Raw genomic sequence first — 14505 nt, forward strand, 5'->3', positions numbered from 1 at the left:
CGGGCGATAGTCCTCCTATTTAAGCCCCTCCCCTTCAGGCGCATCAGGTCGGCGCTGCCCCCGGCAGCGCCTGAACAGCGCGGGGCGCTGTTCACCTGATGCGGGGTTGGGGTGGGGCTGTGTCTCACCGAGACCAACCGGCGTTCTGGAATCCCTCCACCCCCAACCCCTCCTCCAAGGAGGAGGGGCTAGAAAAAGAAACGCCGCCGACCCAGGGGGTCGACGGCGCTGCTGCAGGTTCGAGCGAACCAATCCGTCAGAACTGGACGCGGCCCCCCAGCGAGAAGACGAACGCCCGTGCATTGCGGAGCTGCCCCTGCGTCACGATCGTCGAGCCCGCCGCGATCGTCGCCTTGTCGATCGGCGCGTTGGCGAAGTCGACATAGTTCGCCGCCGCGTCGAGCACGATGTTCTGCGTCACCGCATAGGAGCCGCCCGCACCGAAGTTCCAGCGGTTGGCGTCGGGCACGCGCGCATCGCGCTGGCCGTTCTGGGTCGGCGTGGTCGCCCGCTGTGCACCGGCGCGCAGCGTCAGCGCGGGCGAAACCATATAGTCGACGCCAGCCGCATAGCTCCAGCTTTCGCGATAGTTTTCGGGGATTGCCTGGTTGAGCGGCGCGCCGAGGCGGATCGCGTCGAACTTGTCCCAGTTATAGTGCACCACCTGGCCGTTGAGCGTCAGCTTGTCGGTAGCGCGCCAGCGCAGGCCGGCGATCTGCTGCGCGGGCGTGTAGAAGTCCGCCTGCACGTTCGACAGCGCCATGTTGCCGGTCTGGAGCGGCACGACCAGCCCGCTCACCGTCAGCTCGCCCTTCAACTTGTGGCGGATGGCGGACTTGTAGCTGAAGCCCGCGGTCACCCGGTCGCTGTGCATCTGGAAGCCCGCGCTCCAGCCCACATCCCAGCCGTCGCCCTTCAGTTCCTGCCGCCCGTCGGGCAGACTGGCGGCCACGTTCGGCAGGGCGTTGCTCAGGCTGGCATCGGTATATTCGACATTCGCCGCCGCGCCGACACGCAGCCAGTCGGTCACCGACACGGCGATCGAGGGCTGGATGTCGACGGTGCGCAGCCGGGTCTTGTCGGCGCTGTAGCGCGCCCAGCTGCTCGCCGAATAATCGGTGGTGAAGCTGTAGGGCGAGGTGACCGCCAGCCCGAGCGCGACACGGTGGCCGAGCGGCACCGCGATCGCGCCCGAGGGCAGCACGCCGTTGTTGATCGGGTTGCGGCTGGTGCTCTCGCCGCCGACGCCGGTGAAGGGCTGGCCGCCGGGGCGCCGGATCAGCGTGCCGGTATCGACCACCTCGCCGCGCGGCAGGATCGCCGCGGCGTTGAGGTTGACCTCGATCCGCTCGGCATCGGCGATCGCGGCGGGGTTCCACCAGAGCGAGGCCGCGCCGGTATCGGCGACCTCGCCCGAAAAGGCTCGGCCGGCGCCGCGCGCGGACTGTTCCTGCAGATAGAAGGCCTGGGCATGGGCGGCACCGGCAAAGCCGGCGGTTGCCGCCAGCGTGGTGCCGGCGGTGAGGAGGAGATGCAGCTTCTTCATGGTTTTTCTCACGCTACTGGGGTTCGTAGACGGCGCAGTGGCGCAGCGTCAGCGAACCCGGGTCCAGGTCTGGGTACGGCAGAAGGGCTTGAACACGCAGCCGCGCAGCTTGAGCTGGTCGGCCCCCGCCAGCGTGATGTCGGCGCTATAGGTCTTGCCGTCCTCGGCGTTGTAGATCTTGCCACCGCTCCAGTTCGCGCCGTCGGCGGTGAAGCCGCCCAGGATTTGCAGGCCCTTGAGCTGGCGGTTGCGCAGCTGCGCGTTCGAATTCTTGGTATCGCGCAGATCGGGGTTGGTGCGCAGCGCATCCGAGGTAAGGATCCGCCCACAGATCGAAGGACCGCAGCGCTGGATCTCGACGATTGCGTTACGTGTCTGGGTCTTCCAGCGGCCCTCGACACCCTCTCCGGCTTGCGGTGCTGCTACCAGCATCGCGACAAGCAAACTTATCCACATACTTGTTTTTCCATTATCGCATGTTCCCGCCACGGTTTACCCGCAACGAGGACAGACCCGGCGCATGTTTACGTTCCAGCCTCTCCTGGGCCGGAACCATACCCGATCCTCAAAGTTCCGCAATAACGGCTATGTTTCCGAAAATTTCAGGCGGTCCGGCGGCGGTAGTTGGCGATCCGCCGCGCCGTCTCGATCGGTGCGGCGAAGGAGGTGCCGGTACCGGTCACCGCGCGGCCGTCCGCCAGCGTGGTCGGCACGTCGACGCCGCGCTGCCAGACATAGAGATAGCCCTGCGCCTGCGGTTCCGGCCGGTTGGTGCCGGTCCAGGGCTGCCCGTCGGCATCGAGCGCACCGACCAGCACCGCATTGGGGAAGCCCTGGCGCGCCATGGCGAGGTTGCCCGGGTGCGACAGGCCGTTATTCCCCGCCGCCAGCACCACCACGATCCCCGCCGTTGCGGCATCGTGCACGGCGGCGGTGATCGCGGGATCGTCCGCCAGCGCGAGCGAGATGTTGATCGCGTCGACCTTGAGGTCGATCGCCTTGCGGATCGCCGCGACGATCGGCGCGGCGCTCGGCTGGCAGGGCGGATTGGCACCGGGACGGCATCCGGCGGGATCGTCGATCCGCAGCGACACGATCGCCACTTCGCCTGCCGCCGCACGGCTGAGGATGGTGGCGACCATCGTTCCATGGTCGTAGCGCGGGCGGAAGGCGGGGCGGTCGGCGCCCGCCATGTCATATTCGGCGATCAGCTTGCCGTGGAGCTCAGGCGTTTCCGCCACGCCGCTGTCGATGATCGCGACCCGCGGCGCCGCTGCCGGCGTGTTTCCCGCAACCGCTGCGAACAATGCCATCCCCAGCAGGCCCATGCCCAGCTCCGCCCATCTTGCCCAACCTGGGGACACGCTAGGCGGCAAGCGTTAACAAGGACTTCATCATGCCCTAGGGCTTGCACGTAGGTCGGTCGCGTGGCACCCGCGGACATCGGGGAGCAGCACCATGTCCAAGGCCACCCGCGCCACGCGGATGCTCGAAACGGCGAAGATCGCCTTCACCGTGCACAGCTATGCCTATGACCCGGACGCCGACGCGATCGGCCTGCAGGCGGCCGAGGCGCTGGGCGAGCCGCCCGCGCGCGTGCTCAAGACGCTGATGGCCAAGGTCGACGGCAAGCCGGTGCTCGCCATCCTGCCCTCGGACCGCCAGGTGGCGATGAAGAAACTCGCGGCCGCCCTGGGCGGCAAATCCGCCGAGATGATGAAGCCCGCGGACGCCGAGCGGCTCTCCGGCTACAAGGTCGGCGGCATCAGCCCGTTCGGGCAGATGAAGGCGCTACCGGCGGTGATCGAGGAAACCGCTGTCAGGGAACCCTATGTCTTTATAAATGGCGGGCAACGCGGCTTGCAGGTGCGGCTCACGCCGGAGGATGCCGCGACTCTACTCCGAGCAACGGTAACCGGGATCATCGCCTGAGCGTTACAGGGGCTGCGCGTGATGCGCGGTGTCCTGCAGCAATGCGACGACATGCTCGAGCAGCGCCGGCCGCCCCTTGGGCCCCTGCACCACCGTCGCATGGACATAGGCGTGGACCTTCGCTCGCAACCGCGCCTCGGCACGCAGCCGCATCCAGTCGCTCGCCGGACCGCCCCGCCCCAGCCCGCCGGCGATCGGCAAGCCTGTCGCAGCGCCGCGCACGAGGCCGGTGAGCGCGGCGCCGCCCGCAGCGGCCCAGTCGCCCAGTTCCTCCATCATATCGCGCATCAGATTGGCGTCGACCGGCAGCGGCTGCCATTGAAGATGGTGAAAGGCGATCGGCGCCAGCGCGCGATCGGCCTCCTCGATCACCCGCCGGGCGAGCGGATCGGCGACCTGGCGCACGACAGGGGCGATGCGGGTGGCGACGAAGCGGGTCTGCTCGATCAGCCCGTCGCGCCAATCGGCTTCGGAGAGATCGGCATCGAAGTTCTCGACCAGATCGGCCGCCGCCTGCCGCAGCACCGCGCGCGCCATCGCAACGTGCAGGTCGCGCCAGCGGCGGATCTCGCCGCGACCGAACCATCGCATCAGCACCATGGGGAACGCGCTCGCATCATCAGGGCGATCAGACCAGAAAAGCCGCGCAACCTCAACGGCCGGTGCCGAAGGCGGGCACGCCCGGCGGTACCGCGGCGTTGCGCCAGCGCTCGACCGGCACCGTTTCCAGCTTGCCGTCCTTGGTCCGGCGCCGCTGGATCAGCGTCGCCTCCTGCTGCGCGGTGCCTCCGATCGTCGCACGCGTGCGCACCCAGAAGCTGCTCGACTTGAACGAGGTGCCCCAAGGCAGAGTCGCATGCTGGTCGTCGAGGTCCTTGAGCGTCAGGAAGCCCTGGCGCTTGCGCACCTGCAGCAACCGGCTGGCGACCAGCGGATCCTTGAACAGCATCGCCATCAGTTCGGGCTCGGCGGCGTTGAGGTTGATCGTGGTGATGCCAGGCAGCGCGGTCACCACCTTCTCCAGCCGGTCCGCCACCTTGGGATCGAGCCCGGCGAGCCGCAGCGGGCGCAGATCGGTCACCGGCCCCTGAAGGCGGACATATTGGATCGCCGCCACCACCTGTTCGGGCGGCATCTCGATCTCGTTGGCGATGTCCTGGATCAGCACCACCGCCCCCGCCTCGCCGCTGCGCACCGAATTGATGTTGAAGCGCCCCTCGGCATCGCCGATCGCGAGATCGAAGGTGCCGCCTTCGATCGGCGCGGCGGTGGCGGCCAGCTTGGCCCAGGGTTCGCGGGCATGGTCGACATCGCCCGCCGTCTCGCCGTCGCGGCGCAGCGCGACCAGCGCGGAGAGCTCGCCGCCCCGCACGATCGCCTGCGCCCGCGCCGCCTCGCGCATCCGCAGGCCGCGGTCGAGCGCCAGTTCCTCGCGATCGATCATGAGCAGCACCAGGCCGCTGGCGATCGCGACGAACATCAGCACGTTGACCAGGATCATCCCGCGCTCGTCGTCGCGGATCGGGCGGCGGCTCATTGCGGCGGGGACTCCTGGGCGCGGAGCGGCAGGGTCACCACCCGGTGGAGCGCGACCGGCGTGCCGCCCGGGCCTGCCGCCTGGACGTCGAGCGCGATGGCGCGGGGCCAGCGGGCCTTGGCCTCCTTGCTGTCGTCGACCGGCCAGCGATCGATCCAGGCCCCGTCCCAGAAGCGCCACCGCGCGGTGACCACGCCCGGCAGCAACAGTTGTGGCGCGGGGGCGGCGCGGACCAGCGCTCCGCCCGCCACCGCATAGCGCACCGTGGTCGCGGTGCCGCCGGTGCCGGGGGCGCTGCGCACGAAGGACAGCTGGTCGCCCCGCCCCTCGATCGGCCCGCTCGCCACCTGGTCGAGGTCGCTGGTCAGCACGAACATCGTCCGCTGGAGCGCCGCCAGCCGGTCCAGCCGCGCCTCGGTGCGGCCGTTGACGCGCAGGATGCCGTCGACCAGCGCCAGCCCGGCCACCGCGATCAGCGCGAACAGCCCCAGCGAGATCATCAATTCGATCAGCGTGAAGCCGGACTCGCCGGCTTCGGGCCGCTTGGTCACGATCCCGAACTCATCGCGACGCTGGCATAGCCGTCGCGCGAGGCGACCACGATCGCGAAGTCGCGGGCCACCGATCCGTCGGTGCGGAAGCGCACCGGCCCGGTCACGCCGTGGAAGCCCTTGGCGTCGACCAGTCCGTTCATGTTCAGCGCATTGGCCTCGCGCAGCTTGTTGGCGACGCCCGCCGCGTCATAGGCAAGCGCGGTGATCGTGCCGGGATCCCCGCCATTCTTCGCCGCAAAGGCCTGGGCGAAGGAGGAGAAGGCGCCCGGGTCGGGGCATGCCAGCCAGGCGCCATCGAGCGCCTCCAGCGCGTCCGGCCGGTTGTCGAGTCCCTGCAGCGTGCCGAGCAACTGCACGCCGCTGCCCTTCAGCGCCCGCGCTCCGGCAAGGACGCCCTCCCCGCTGCCCGGTAGCAGCACCGCATCGGGGGCATCGCCGGCCTGGGGGAGCGGCTGGCCCGGCTTTACCTGGAGCACGCGCAAGGACAGGCCGATCTCGCTCTCCATCCGCCCGGCGGCGAGGCTGGCGGCGGCACACCAGGGCGAGCCGTCGTCGATCATCACCACCGATCGCACGCCGCGCGTCCGGGCGTAGCGGAGCACCGCGCTGGTCACCTGCGCGGCGGTGATGCCGAAGATCCACACGCCCGGCTGACGCAGCACCGAATCGTTGCTGAAGGATATCACGGGCACGCGGTTCGCCACCGTGCTGCCCACCGCGGGCACTTCGGCGGCGGTGAGCGGCCCGAGGATCAGCGCGGGATGGCGGCGCAGTGCCTCGCCGGCGGCGCGCGCGGCGCCCTCTGCGGTGCCGCCGGTATCGAATGCCAGCACATATTCGGCGTTTTCCGCGAGCAACGCGGCCTGCTGCATGCTACGGCCCAGCCCCGCTCGCGGTCCGTCGAGCGGAAGCAACAGGGCGATCGGACGCTTGTCCTTCTTCTCGCCCGCCCATGCGTTGGAGGATAGCGATGCCGCGGATAGGACGAGGCCCGAGGGCAACAGCCGCAGCAGGGACCGACGGTCCATTGCGAACTCCGGATTCAGCGAATGAGGCACGGCGGCGTCTTATCCTCTTCGTTGGCTTGGGCATAGGGGCCTATGCGCTGGCGATGCTGGCCACCGCACCGGCGAGCCTGCTCGTCCGAAACGTGCCGTGGCGCAGCGGCGTGGCGGGGACCATCTGGAACGGCGAAGTCGGCGTGGCCGGGGGCAGCAAGCTCGAATGGCAGCTCGCGCCGCTCCGCTCGCTGACCAGCCTGGGGCTGGCGGCGGACTGGAAGGCGAGCGGACCGGATACCGATCTCGGAGGCCGCGCGCTGGTGCATCTGGGCGGGCGGACGGTGCTCGACCATGTAAGCGGCGCGGCGGATGCCAGCCTGCTGCAGGCGATCCAGCCCGACCTGCCCTTCACCTGCCTGCTGGTGATGCAGGTGGAGATGGCACGGATCGCGGTGCGCGGGGGCAGCCAGATGCTCGACGGCAAGGTGACGACGGATCCCGGCAGCTGCCGTCCGAAGTCCGGCGGCGGTTCGACTGCAGTGCCGGCGCTACTGCTGACGGCCGAGCATGTCGGCCCGCGCACGACGATCCGCCTGACCCCCGCGACGCAGCGGCGGCAGGTCCTGCTCGACGCGGTGCTGGGCGAGGACGGGATGCTGGATATCGGCATGAGCAAGGACGGCGCCGCCGCGCTGCCCTTCTTCGGCCTGCCGGGTGGGGCAAGGATTCAGGGCAAGATGTGAGCTAAAAAGCCCTCTTCTTAAAAGCCCTCTCCCGCCTGCGGGAGAGGGTTGGGTGAGGGTGAGTCGTGCCCGTCGGGCAAGTCGGCCAGTTGAAGCCGGATCGCTTCCAGTACGCCGTCGATATTCTGGAGCACATCGTTGTTCCAGAACCGGATGACCCGGTACCCCTGCCCCTCTAGCCACGCGGTCCGAGCGCGATCCGCTTCCTCCCCATGCTGGCTGCCGTCCAGCTCGATCACCAGGCCTTTGGCGCGCAGAGGAAGTCCACCACGTAAGGCCCGAGCGTCGCCTGGAACCGGATCTTGTGGCCGTCGACCTGCCGGTTGCGAACCCGCGCCCACAGGGCGCGCTCGGCATCGGTAGCCTCTCGGCGGAGTGTCCGTGCGTGCGGGTTCGTAGGACGTATCGTCGGCATCTCGCGTCGCTTCCCCCTCTCACTCTCACCCAACCCTCTCCCGCAAGCGGGAGAGGGCTTTCCTCACACCCCTACCAGGTTGTTGAGGTTGATGATCGGCAGGAGGATCGCGAGCACCATCAGCAGCACCAGGCCGCCCATCACCAGCAGCACCAGCGGCTCGACCAGCGCGACCAGCGTCGAGACCAGCGCGTCCAGCTCGCGCTCCAGCTCGCCCGAGGCGCGGCCGAGCGCGGGCGCGAGCTTGCCCGAGCTTTCGCCCGAGGCGACGATGGCGACGAGCATCGAGGGGAAGATCTCCGCCTCCTGCATCGCCGCGCGCAGGCTGATCCCCTCGCGCACCCGCATCGCCACGCCCATCGCCTTTTCGCGGACGAAATGGTTGGGCGTCACCGCCGCGGCGGCATGCAGCGCCTCGACCAGCGGCACCGCGCTTCCCACCAAGGTCGCGAGGCTGCCGGCGAAGCGCGCGGCGTTCATCTGGCGGCTGAAGCGGCGGAACGGGCGGCGCTCGGCGAAGAAGCGGTGGACGCGCAGGCGATTGGCCGGCACCCGCATCCACCGCCCGAACCCGACGATGCCGAGCCCGATCGCGATCAGCAGATACAGCCCGAAGCCCTGCAGGAACGCACTGATCGCGATCAGCGCGCGAGTGAGCAGCGGCAGGTCGGCGCCGCGCGAGACGAACACCTTCACGATGTCCGGCACGACATAGACCATCAGCAGCACCATCATGCCGAACGACACCAGCGCGAGCAGCGCCGGATAGAGCAGCGCAAGTTGCAGCTTCTGGCCGTTGGCCTGGCGGTTCTCGACGAACTCGGCGAGGTGGTTGAGCACGTCGGTCAGCCGCCCCGAGGCCTCGCCCGCCGCGACCGAGGCGCGGTAGAATTCGGGAAAGGCCTTGGGATGCTGCGCCAGCGCGGCGGCGAAGCTGCGCCCGTCGAGGATCGCGCCGCGCACGTCGAGCAGCAGCGAGCTTACAGCCGGCTGTTCGGACTGGCTGGCGACGAGGCGGAGTGCCTCTTCGATCGCGATGTCCGAGCCGACCAATGTCGAGATCTGCCGGGTGACGGTGGCGAGCGCGCGGGCTCTCACCCCGCTGCGGCCGAAGCGCGGCAAGGTTATCGAACCGATCGAACGGCCGCGCTCGGCCGCGGGCTCCACCGAGAGCGGCAGCAGCGCCTGCTCGCGGAGCAGCGCGCGGGCGGCGGCGGGGCTGGAGGCCTCGATCACGCCGCGCTTGGCGGCACCGGTGCGGTCCGCCGCGCGATAGGCGAAAGCGGGCACTAAAATCCTCCCCGGAACGGGGAGGGGGACCGCGCGGCGCAGCCGCGGGGTGGAGGGGGACCTCCACGAGCGAGTCCTGTGAGGATGCCCCCCTCCACCATGCTTCGCATGGTCCCCCTCCCCGTGCCGGGGAGGATCTGGGACACGCTCACGCCTCGTCCCTCACGACGCGGGCGACTTCCTCCACCGTGGTCACCCCGGCCTGGAGCTTGGCCACGCCATCGTCGAGCAGGCTGGGATTGTCGCCCCGCGCATGACGCTCGATCTCCGCCTCGCTGGCGCCGTCATGGATCAACTTCTGGAACGCGTCGTCGATCGCGACGACCTCGTACAGCCCTGCCCGCCCGCGATAGCCTTCGTCATGGCACTGGTCGCAGCCGACCGCGCGCCATACCGGCGCCCCCAACGGCAGCGCGCCGCCGAGCAGCAGCGAATCCGCCGCGCTCGCCACGTCTTCGCGTCGGCAAGCAGGGCACAGCCGCCGCACCAGCCGCTGCGCGCACAGCCCGACGACCATCGGCGCGAGCAGGTACCGCTCGACCCCCATGTCGATCAGCCGGGTCACCGACCCCACCGCGCTGTTGGTGTGCAGCGTCGACAGCACGAAATGCCCCGTCATCGCCGAGCGCACCGCCACCTGCGCGGTTTCCTGATCGCGGATCTCGCCGACCATGATCACGTCCGGATCCTGGCGCAGGATCGCGCGCAGCCCGCGGGCGAAGGTCATGTCGGTGCGCGGGTTGACCTGGGTCTGCGCGACGCCCGGGAGCTCGTACTCGATCGGGTCCTCGACCGTCATCACGTTGCGCTTGCGGTCGTTGAGCCGGGTCAGCGCGGTGTAGAGCGTCGTCGTCTTGCCCGAGCCGGTCGGCCCGGTGACGAGCAGGATGCCGTGCGGCCGCTCGAGCAGTCGCCCGAACACCGCCTGGTCGCGCTCGCTCATGCCCAGGCCGGACAGGTCGAGCTTGAGCGAGCCCTTCTCCAGCAGGCGCAGCACCACTCGCTCGCCATGCTGGGTCGGGATGGTCGAGACGCGCGCGTCGACGTCGTGCCCGCCGATGCGGAGCGTCACGCGGCCGTCCTGCGGCACGCGGCGCTCGGCGATGTCGAGCTTGGCCATCACCTTGATGCGGCTGACCAGCAACGGCGCCAGCGCGCGCGGCGGCTCGATCATGTCGCGCAGCACGCCGTCGACACGGAAGCGGACGACGAGGCGCTTCTCCTGCGTCTCGACATGCACGTCCGACGCGCCTTCCTTCACCGCCTCCATCAACAGCGCGTTGATCAGGCGGATCACCGGCGCGTCATCGCGGGTGTCGAGCAGATCGTCGACGCTGGCGGCACTGTCGGCCAGCGCGGCGAGGTCCATGTCGCCCAGATCGATGTCCGCCGCAGCGCCCCCCGCCCCGCCATAGGCCTGGCCCAGCGCGGTGTCGAAGGCGGCACCTTCCAGCCGCACGAAGCGCGCGCCGGGGGCCAGCCGCTGGACTTCCAGCAGCCCGTCGAGCGGCGCGTCGGCGCGGTGGACGCACTCGATCCCCTCTGGCGTCTCGCGCAGCAGCACGCCGTGGCGGCGGGCGAAGCTGTACGGCAAGGTCGGCACGTCGAGGATCATTGGCTCAGCTCCACGGTGGCGGAGACATGGCCCGGAGCCCCAAGTCGCTGCAGGGTGACGCTGCGGATGCGCAAGTCACTGGTTGTGGTCACGTCGGCCAGCCAGTGGACCAGCGAGTCATAGCTCGCATCCGCCACGCTCGCGCGCACGCCGCCCGCGATGGGTGCAGTGGTGAGCGCCAGGCCGAAGGCCCCGGCGGACTGGGTGGCGATCACCTCCGGCGCACCGGTACGACGCTGGGGCTTGGCCGAACTCAGCGAACCGGCCGCGCGGATGCGGGCGTTGAGCGTCTCATAGGTGCGGATGTCGGCCAGTGCCGAGGCCCGCGCGCCCTGGATCGGCTTCACCACGCCGTAGACCAGCACGATCGCCGCGAGGAAGACGGCAAGACCGGCCAACATCGCCCGCTCACGCGGGCTGCGGGCCTGCCACCAGTTGCCGGTGCGGGACAGGCCGGCGTCGAGTGTCGGCAGCTGGGTGCGGAAGAAATCGCTCATGCCGCGCTCGCCGTAATATGAATGGAGCCGTCTGGCGAGGCCGTCGCCTGCCCCTGGATGCGGCCGGCGCGCAGCGCCTCGGCGATCCGCGCGGCGAGATCGGGCGCGCCGGGGTCGCACTCCATCGTCAGCACGCTGCCTTCGTAGCGCACTGCGCGCACCGCGATGCTGCCCGCGAGCGGGTCGAGCGCGGAGGACAGCCGCGCCAGCAGCGGCACGAAGCGATCGGGCGCGCGTGCCCCGCCGGTCGGCAGCAGGTCGGTCACCTTCGCCTTAAGATCGCCGGTCAGATCGGTGCCCGGCGCCGCCACCGAGACCAGCGCCCGCGTCTCCGCCGCACGTCGATCGGCGATAACGCGGAGCATCAGCGCGTCCCCGCCCGCGATCAGGACATGCGCCGCCGCACCGATGCCAAAGATCCAGCCCAGCCGTCGCCAGCCATGGGAGACACGCTCACGCCGTGCGGCAAACAGCCCCTGGCGCAGGTCGAGCTCGGCCACCGCGATCTCGGTGCGGGCGTCGTCATCACGCAGATCGGGGGTGGTGGCATGCGCCTCGACATCGCCGCCGAGCGGTTCGCCCAGATGGTGGATGCGCGGCCGCCCGGCCGCTTCCCAGGCCGAGCCGAGCAGCGCGGCCGGCAGCGCAAAGCCCGTCCCGTCCGCCGCCAGCACCAGTGTGCGCCCATCGCGCACCTCCACCGTCCAGCCCTCGACCGGGCGCGGCAGCAGCAGCACGTCGGGGACCATCGGCGCGGCACCCAGCCCGTTCGCCTCGGCCAGCGCGACCCACGCGGCCATCGTCTCGGCACGAACGACGCCGACCAGATAGCGATGGGGCGCCTCGGCCGGCGCGGTCCGCGCGCCGAGCGCAAGATGGAGCGATTCGATCGGCTCAGCGACCTGATCCTCGATCGCGAAGGGTAGCGCGGCCAGTCGCCGAGCGCGATTCGGCAACGGCAGGTCGATGGCGAGCAGCCGCACCCGCTCGGTCGGCACGAGGATGGTTGCGGGTCCCTCGGCGGAGACTATGATCAGGCGGTCGCCCGCCAGCGTCCACACACCCCCGGCGTGCGGCGGCGGCAGGTCCGGCGTTCGGGCGCCGTGTGTCACAGAAGCTTCATGGGTAGGACGCATGAGGCAGGGATGCGCATAAGTTTGAAACCATTTTGTGACATCGCATCGCAGCGCGCCCCGCGCAAGCTCCGCCAGATCGGCGAGCACGAAGCCGGGCTGACGCTGATCGAGATGCTCATCGTCCTCGTGATCATCGCCGTGGTCGCGGGCCTCATCACCGCCAATGTGATCAACCGCCCCGACGAGGCGCGGGTGACCACCACCAAGGGCAACATCTCCAGCATCGAAGGCGCGCTGAAGATGTACCGCCTCGACAATGGCGATTACCCCACCACCGAGCAGGGCCTGAAGGCGCTGGTGGAAAAGCCCACCATCCCGCCGGTGCCGGCGAACTGGGCGCAGGGCGGCTATCTCTCGGCGCCGCCGCTCGACGCGTGGGGCAAGCCGTACGAATACAGGTCCGAAGGCGGCGGCTTCACGATCCGCTCGTTCGGCAAGGACGGCAAGCCCGGCGGGGAAGGCGTCGACGCCGACATCGAAGGCAAGGGCTGATGTTCGCCGGGGGGGTAGACATCGACCTCTCCTATCCATCGTCATCCCGGCGGAAGCCGGGATCCATTGCCATGGCCGTCGTCGCTCCTGCCCCGGCGGAGGGGCGAATGGATCCCGGCTTTCGCCGGGATGACAGGCTTGCTGGCCAAACCGGCATGACGCTGATCGAGATGCTGATCGTGCTCGCGATCATCGGCGTCGCCGCCGGGGCGGTGACGCTGGGGATCGGCGCGGCCACCCGCAAGCCGAGCGTCGAATCGGAGGCCCGCCGCCTCGCCTCGCGGCTGCAGGCGGCCGCCGACGACGCGATGCTCGGCGATCGGCTGGTCGCGTTCACCGCGGAAAAGCACGGCTATGGCTTTGCGACGATCGGTGCGAACGGCCGGATGGCGGCGCGCACCGAGGGCGCGCTCGCCCCGCATACCCTGCCCGGCGGCATCACCCTGACGCTCGACACCCGCCCGCCGGTGGTGCTCGGCGTCGACGGATCGGGCAAGCCGATGGCGGCGTCGATCGACAATGGCACCCAGCGCTGGCTGGTCCGCTACGACGGGCTGACCGCAAGCGCCCTCCCGGCCCCGACGCCCGTGCCGACGAAACCCCGATGAACGACGACCGCGGCTTCTCGCTGATCGAAGCGCTGGTCGCGCTGGCGGTGCTCGCCATCGCCACGGTGGGGCTGATGCGCACGGTGCAGACCCATATCGATTCGACCCGCGGGGTCGAGCGTCGCGCCGCCGCGATGTGGGTGGCGGAGAACCGGCTCGCCGAGCTGGAAGCCGGCATCGCGGGCGCCAGCCAGGTGGAGATGCTGGGCGAACGCTGGCGCATCGCGGTCGACAAGCGCAGCACCCAGGATCCGGAAATCGTGCGCGTCCGCATCAACGTGTTTCCGCTCGCCGAGAAGACGCCGCTTGCATCGCTCGACGGCTTCGTGGACGGACGCAAGGGATGACCCGCCTCGCCCTCACCCCGCGCCAGACCCGCACCGCGCTCGACCTGCTGACCGGCGCGATGGTCGTTTCGGTCGCCGTCGCGCTCGCCGGGCTCACCTGGCGGATCGCGGGCCATGCCGGCACCGGCGCGATCACCGTGCCCTCGGGCCGCAGCGGCCCTGCTATCGCGCCGGACATGGCGCCCGCCATCGCGCTGGCGCCGTTCGGCAAGCCGATGGTCGTCGATGCGCCGCAGCCGACCTCGCTGCCGCTGGAGCTGAAGGGCATCGTCGCGGCGATCCCGGCCGAACTTTCGACCGCCTTCATCGCGGTGAGCGGCGCGCCCGCCACCGGCTTCCGCGTCGGCCAGCAAATCGAGGGTGCGACCATCGCCGCGATCCAGCGCGACCGCGTGCTGTTCGACAATGGCGGCCGCCGCGAATTCCTCGCCTTCCCCGATCCCAGCCTCTCGCCCGAGCAGCGCCAGGCCGCAGCAGCCGCGGCGCCCGCGGGCCAGGCGCCACCGCCGGGTGCCGGCCCCGGCATCCAGCCGCCGCCCGAACTGCCGGGCAACAGTGCCGCCGCGCTGCAGAAGCTCGGCGCCACCCAGACCGCCGACGGCTTCCGCATCGGCGCCAACGGGCCGCCGGGCATGCAGCCGGGCGACGTGATCACCTCGGTCAACGGCACCCAGATGACCGATACCCAGGCGGCCAATGCCGCCTTCGCCGCCGCGCAGGCCGCAGGCTCGGCCCAGATCCAGATATTGCGCGACGGGCGGCGGATCTCGCTCACCGTCCCGCTGCGCTAGA

19 protein-coding genes are annotated in these 14505 nt (G+C 70.2%); 6 read left to right on the forward strand and 13 right to left on the reverse strand.

What is annotated here, in order from left to right; genetic code table 11:
• Positions 1-256 precede the first annotated feature (256 nt).
• From ABIC65_RS18840 to ABIC65_RS18850, 3 genes are all read right to left on the reverse strand, one after another.
• On the reverse strand, positions 257-1546 hold the full coding sequence (locus tag ABIC65_RS18840) for an OmpP1/FadL family transporter (RefSeq protein ID WP_354310748.1): 1290 nt from the start codon (positions 1544-1546) through the stop codon (positions 257-259).
• 48 nt (positions 1547-1594) lie between these two features.
• On the reverse strand, positions 1595-2002 hold the full coding sequence (locus tag ABIC65_RS18845) for a DUF2147 domain-containing protein (protein ID WP_354310749.1): 408 nt from the start codon (positions 2000-2002) through the stop codon (positions 1595-1597).
• A gap of 146 nt (positions 2003-2148) precedes the next feature.
• Positions 2149-2874, reverse strand: a complete 726-nt coding sequence (locus ABIC65_RS18850; RefSeq protein ID WP_354310751.1) for a S8 family peptidase — start codon at positions 2872-2874, stop codon at positions 2149-2151.
• A gap of 130 nt (positions 2875-3004) precedes the next feature.
• Between ABIC65_RS18850 and ybaK the strand changes: the two genes are divergently transcribed.
• A complete protein-coding gene (ybaK, locus tag ABIC65_RS18855; RefSeq protein WP_354310752.1) occupies positions 3005-3478 on the forward strand; it encodes a Cys-tRNA(Pro) deacylase in 474 nt (157 codons plus the stop codon).
• A gap of 3 nt (positions 3479-3481) precedes the next feature.
• Here ybaK and ABIC65_RS18860 read toward each other — a convergent pair whose 3' ends face one another.
• From ABIC65_RS18860 to ABIC65_RS18875, 4 genes are read right to left on the reverse strand one after another with little or no spacing between them, the layout of a single operon-like run.
• Entirely contained in the window at positions 3482-4078 is a 597-nt protein-coding gene (locus ABIC65_RS18860) for a hypothetical protein (protein ID WP_354310754.1), read from the reverse strand.
• Positions 4079-4130: 52 nt separating this feature from the next.
• A complete protein-coding gene (locus ABIC65_RS18865) occupies positions 4131-5015 on the reverse strand; it encodes a general secretion pathway protein GspK (RefSeq protein ID WP_354310756.1) in 885 nt (294 codons plus the stop codon).
• The gene (locus ABIC65_RS18870; protein WP_354310758.1) at positions 5012-5566 is read right to left on the reverse strand and encodes a type II secretion system protein GspJ; all 555 of its coding nucleotides are present in this window, start codon (positions 5564-5566) and stop codon (positions 5012-5014) included. Before ABIC65_RS18870 ends, ABIC65_RS18865 begins: the two co-directional genes overlap by 4 nt.
• Positions 5563-6597, reverse strand: coding sequence for an ABC transporter substrate-binding protein (locus ABIC65_RS18875; protein WP_354310759.1), 1035 nt, complete (start codon positions 6595-6597; stop codon positions 5563-5565). The genes ABIC65_RS18870 and ABIC65_RS18875 overlap by 4 nt, the downstream gene beginning before the upstream one ends.
• 56 nt (positions 6598-6653) lie before the next feature.
• On the opposite strand from ABIC65_RS18875, the gene ABIC65_RS18880 reads away from it, so the two are divergent.
• Entirely contained in the window at positions 6654-7313 is a 660-nt protein-coding gene (locus tag ABIC65_RS18880) for a hypothetical protein (RefSeq protein WP_354310761.1), read from the forward strand.
• Between the two features lie 17 nt (positions 7314-7330).
• On the opposite strand, the gene ABIC65_RS18885 is transcribed toward ABIC65_RS18880, so the two are convergent.
• From ABIC65_RS18885 to gspL, 6 genes are all read right to left on the reverse strand, one after another.
• Positions 7331-7552 carry an endonuclease domain-containing protein gene (locus tag ABIC65_RS18885; RefSeq protein WP_354310763.1) on the reverse strand — a complete coding sequence of 74 codons (222 nt, stop codon included), beginning with the start codon at positions 7550-7552 and terminating at the stop codon, positions 7331-7333.
• Positions 7549-7728, reverse strand: a complete 180-nt coding sequence (locus ABIC65_RS18890; protein WP_354310764.1) for a DUF559 domain-containing protein — start codon at positions 7726-7728, stop codon at positions 7549-7551. The genes ABIC65_RS18885 and ABIC65_RS18890 overlap by 4 nt, the downstream gene beginning before the upstream one ends.
• A gap of 63 nt (positions 7729-7791) precedes the next feature.
• On the reverse strand, positions 7792-9018 hold the full coding sequence (locus tag ABIC65_RS18895) for a type II secretion system F family protein (RefSeq protein ID WP_354310765.1): 1227 nt from the start codon (positions 9016-9018) through the stop codon (positions 7792-7794).
• A 148-nt stretch (positions 9019-9166) separates the two neighbouring features.
• Positions 9167-10633 carry a GspE/PulE family protein gene (locus ABIC65_RS18900; protein ID WP_354310766.1) on the reverse strand — a complete coding sequence of 489 codons (1467 nt, stop codon included), beginning with the start codon at positions 10631-10633 and terminating at the stop codon, positions 9167-9169.
• A complete protein-coding gene (locus ABIC65_RS18905) occupies positions 10630-11130 on the reverse strand; it encodes a type II secretion system protein M (protein WP_354310768.1) in 501 nt (166 codons plus the stop codon). The genes ABIC65_RS18900 and ABIC65_RS18905 overlap by 4 nt, the downstream gene beginning before the upstream one ends.
• Complete coding sequence (gspL, locus tag ABIC65_RS18910) at positions 11127-12242, reverse strand: type II secretion system protein GspL (protein WP_354310770.1); 1116 nt, start codon at positions 12240-12242, stop codon at positions 11127-11129. The genes ABIC65_RS18905 and gspL overlap by 4 nt, the downstream gene beginning before the upstream one ends.
• Positions 12243-12287: 45 nt before the next feature.
• Between gspL and gspG the strand changes: the two genes are divergently transcribed.
• The 4 genes from gspG to ABIC65_RS18930 all read left to right on the forward strand — a co-directional run bounded on the left by gspG (position 12288) and on the right by ABIC65_RS18930 (position 14504).
• Positions 12288-12758, forward strand: a complete 471-nt coding sequence (gene gspG / locus ABIC65_RS18915) for a type II secretion system major pseudopilin GspG (protein WP_354310772.1) — start codon at positions 12288-12290, stop codon at positions 12756-12758.
• Between the two features lie 71 nt (positions 12759-12829).
• Positions 12830-13366, forward strand: a complete 537-nt coding sequence (locus ABIC65_RS18920) for a prepilin-type N-terminal cleavage/methylation domain-containing protein (protein ID WP_354310774.1) — start codon at positions 12830-12832, stop codon at positions 13364-13366.
• Positions 13363-13713, forward strand: coding sequence for a type II secretion system minor pseudopilin GspI (gspI, locus tag ABIC65_RS18925; protein WP_354310775.1), 351 nt, complete (start codon positions 13363-13365; stop codon positions 13711-13713). Before ABIC65_RS18920 ends, gspI begins: the two co-directional genes overlap by 4 nt.
• Positions 13710-14504 (forward strand): type II secretion system protein N, encoded by a 795-nt coding sequence (locus tag ABIC65_RS18930; protein WP_354310777.1) that lies wholly within the window; start codon positions 13710-13712, stop codon positions 14502-14504. The genes gspI and ABIC65_RS18930 overlap by 4 nt, the downstream gene beginning before the upstream one ends.
• Position 14505 lies beyond the last annotated feature (1 nt).

This window comes from Sphingomonas trueperi, assembly GCF_040545665.1.
Lineage (GTDB): Bacteria > Pseudomonadota > Alphaproteobacteria > Sphingomonadales > Sphingomonadaceae > Sphingomonas > Sphingomonas trueperi_B.

Bases quoted from the DNA above. Each gene is read 5' to 3' on its own strand.
- ABIC65_RS18860 (WP_354310754.1), bottom strand. From the start codon at position 4,078: ATGGTGCTGATGCGATGGTTCGGTCGCGGCGAGATCCGCCGCTGGCGC.
- ABIC65_RS18840 (WP_354310748.1), bottom strand. From the start codon at position 1,546: ATGAAGAAGCTGCATCTCCTCCTCACCGCCGGCACCACGCTGGCGGCA.
- ybaK (WP_354310752.1), top strand. From the start codon at position 3,005: ATGTCCAAGGCCACCCGCGCCACGCGGATGCTCGAAACGGCGAAGATC.
- ABIC65_RS18930 (WP_354310777.1), top strand. From the start codon at position 13,710: ATGACCCGCCTCGCCCTCACCCCGCGCCAGACCCGCACCGCGCTCGAC.
- gspI (WP_354310775.1), top strand. From the start codon at position 13,363: ATGAACGACGACCGCGGCTTCTCGCTGATCGAAGCGCTGGTCGCGCTG.
- ABIC65_RS18845 (WP_354310749.1), bottom strand. From the start codon at position 2,002: ATGTGGATAAGTTTGCTTGTCGCGATGCTGGTAGCAGCACCGCAAGCC.
- ABIC65_RS18905 (WP_354310768.1), bottom strand. From the start codon at position 11,130: ATGAGCGATTTCTTCCGCACCCAGCTGCCGACACTCGACGCCGGCCTG.
- ABIC65_RS18890 (WP_354310764.1), bottom strand. From the start codon at position 7,728: ATGCCGACGATACGTCCTACGAACCCGCACGCACGGACACTCCGCCGA.
- ABIC65_RS18850 (WP_354310751.1), bottom strand. From the start codon at position 2,874: ATGGGCCTGCTGGGGATGGCATTGTTCGCAGCGGTTGCGGGAAACACG.
- ABIC65_RS18875 (WP_354310759.1), bottom strand. From the start codon at position 6,597: ATGGACCGTCGGTCCCTGCTGCGGCTGTTGCCCTCGGGCCTCGTCCTA.
- ABIC65_RS18920 (WP_354310774.1), top strand. From the start codon at position 12,830: ATGGCCGTCGTCGCTCCTGCCCCGGCGGAGGGGCGAATGGATCCCGGC.
- ABIC65_RS18865 (WP_354310756.1), bottom strand. From the start codon at position 5,015: ATGAGCCGCCGCCCGATCCGCGACGACGAGCGCGGGATGATCCTGGTC.
- ABIC65_RS18900 (WP_354310766.1), bottom strand. From the start codon at position 10,633: ATGATCCTCGACGTGCCGACCTTGCCGTACAGCTTCGCCCGCCGCCAC.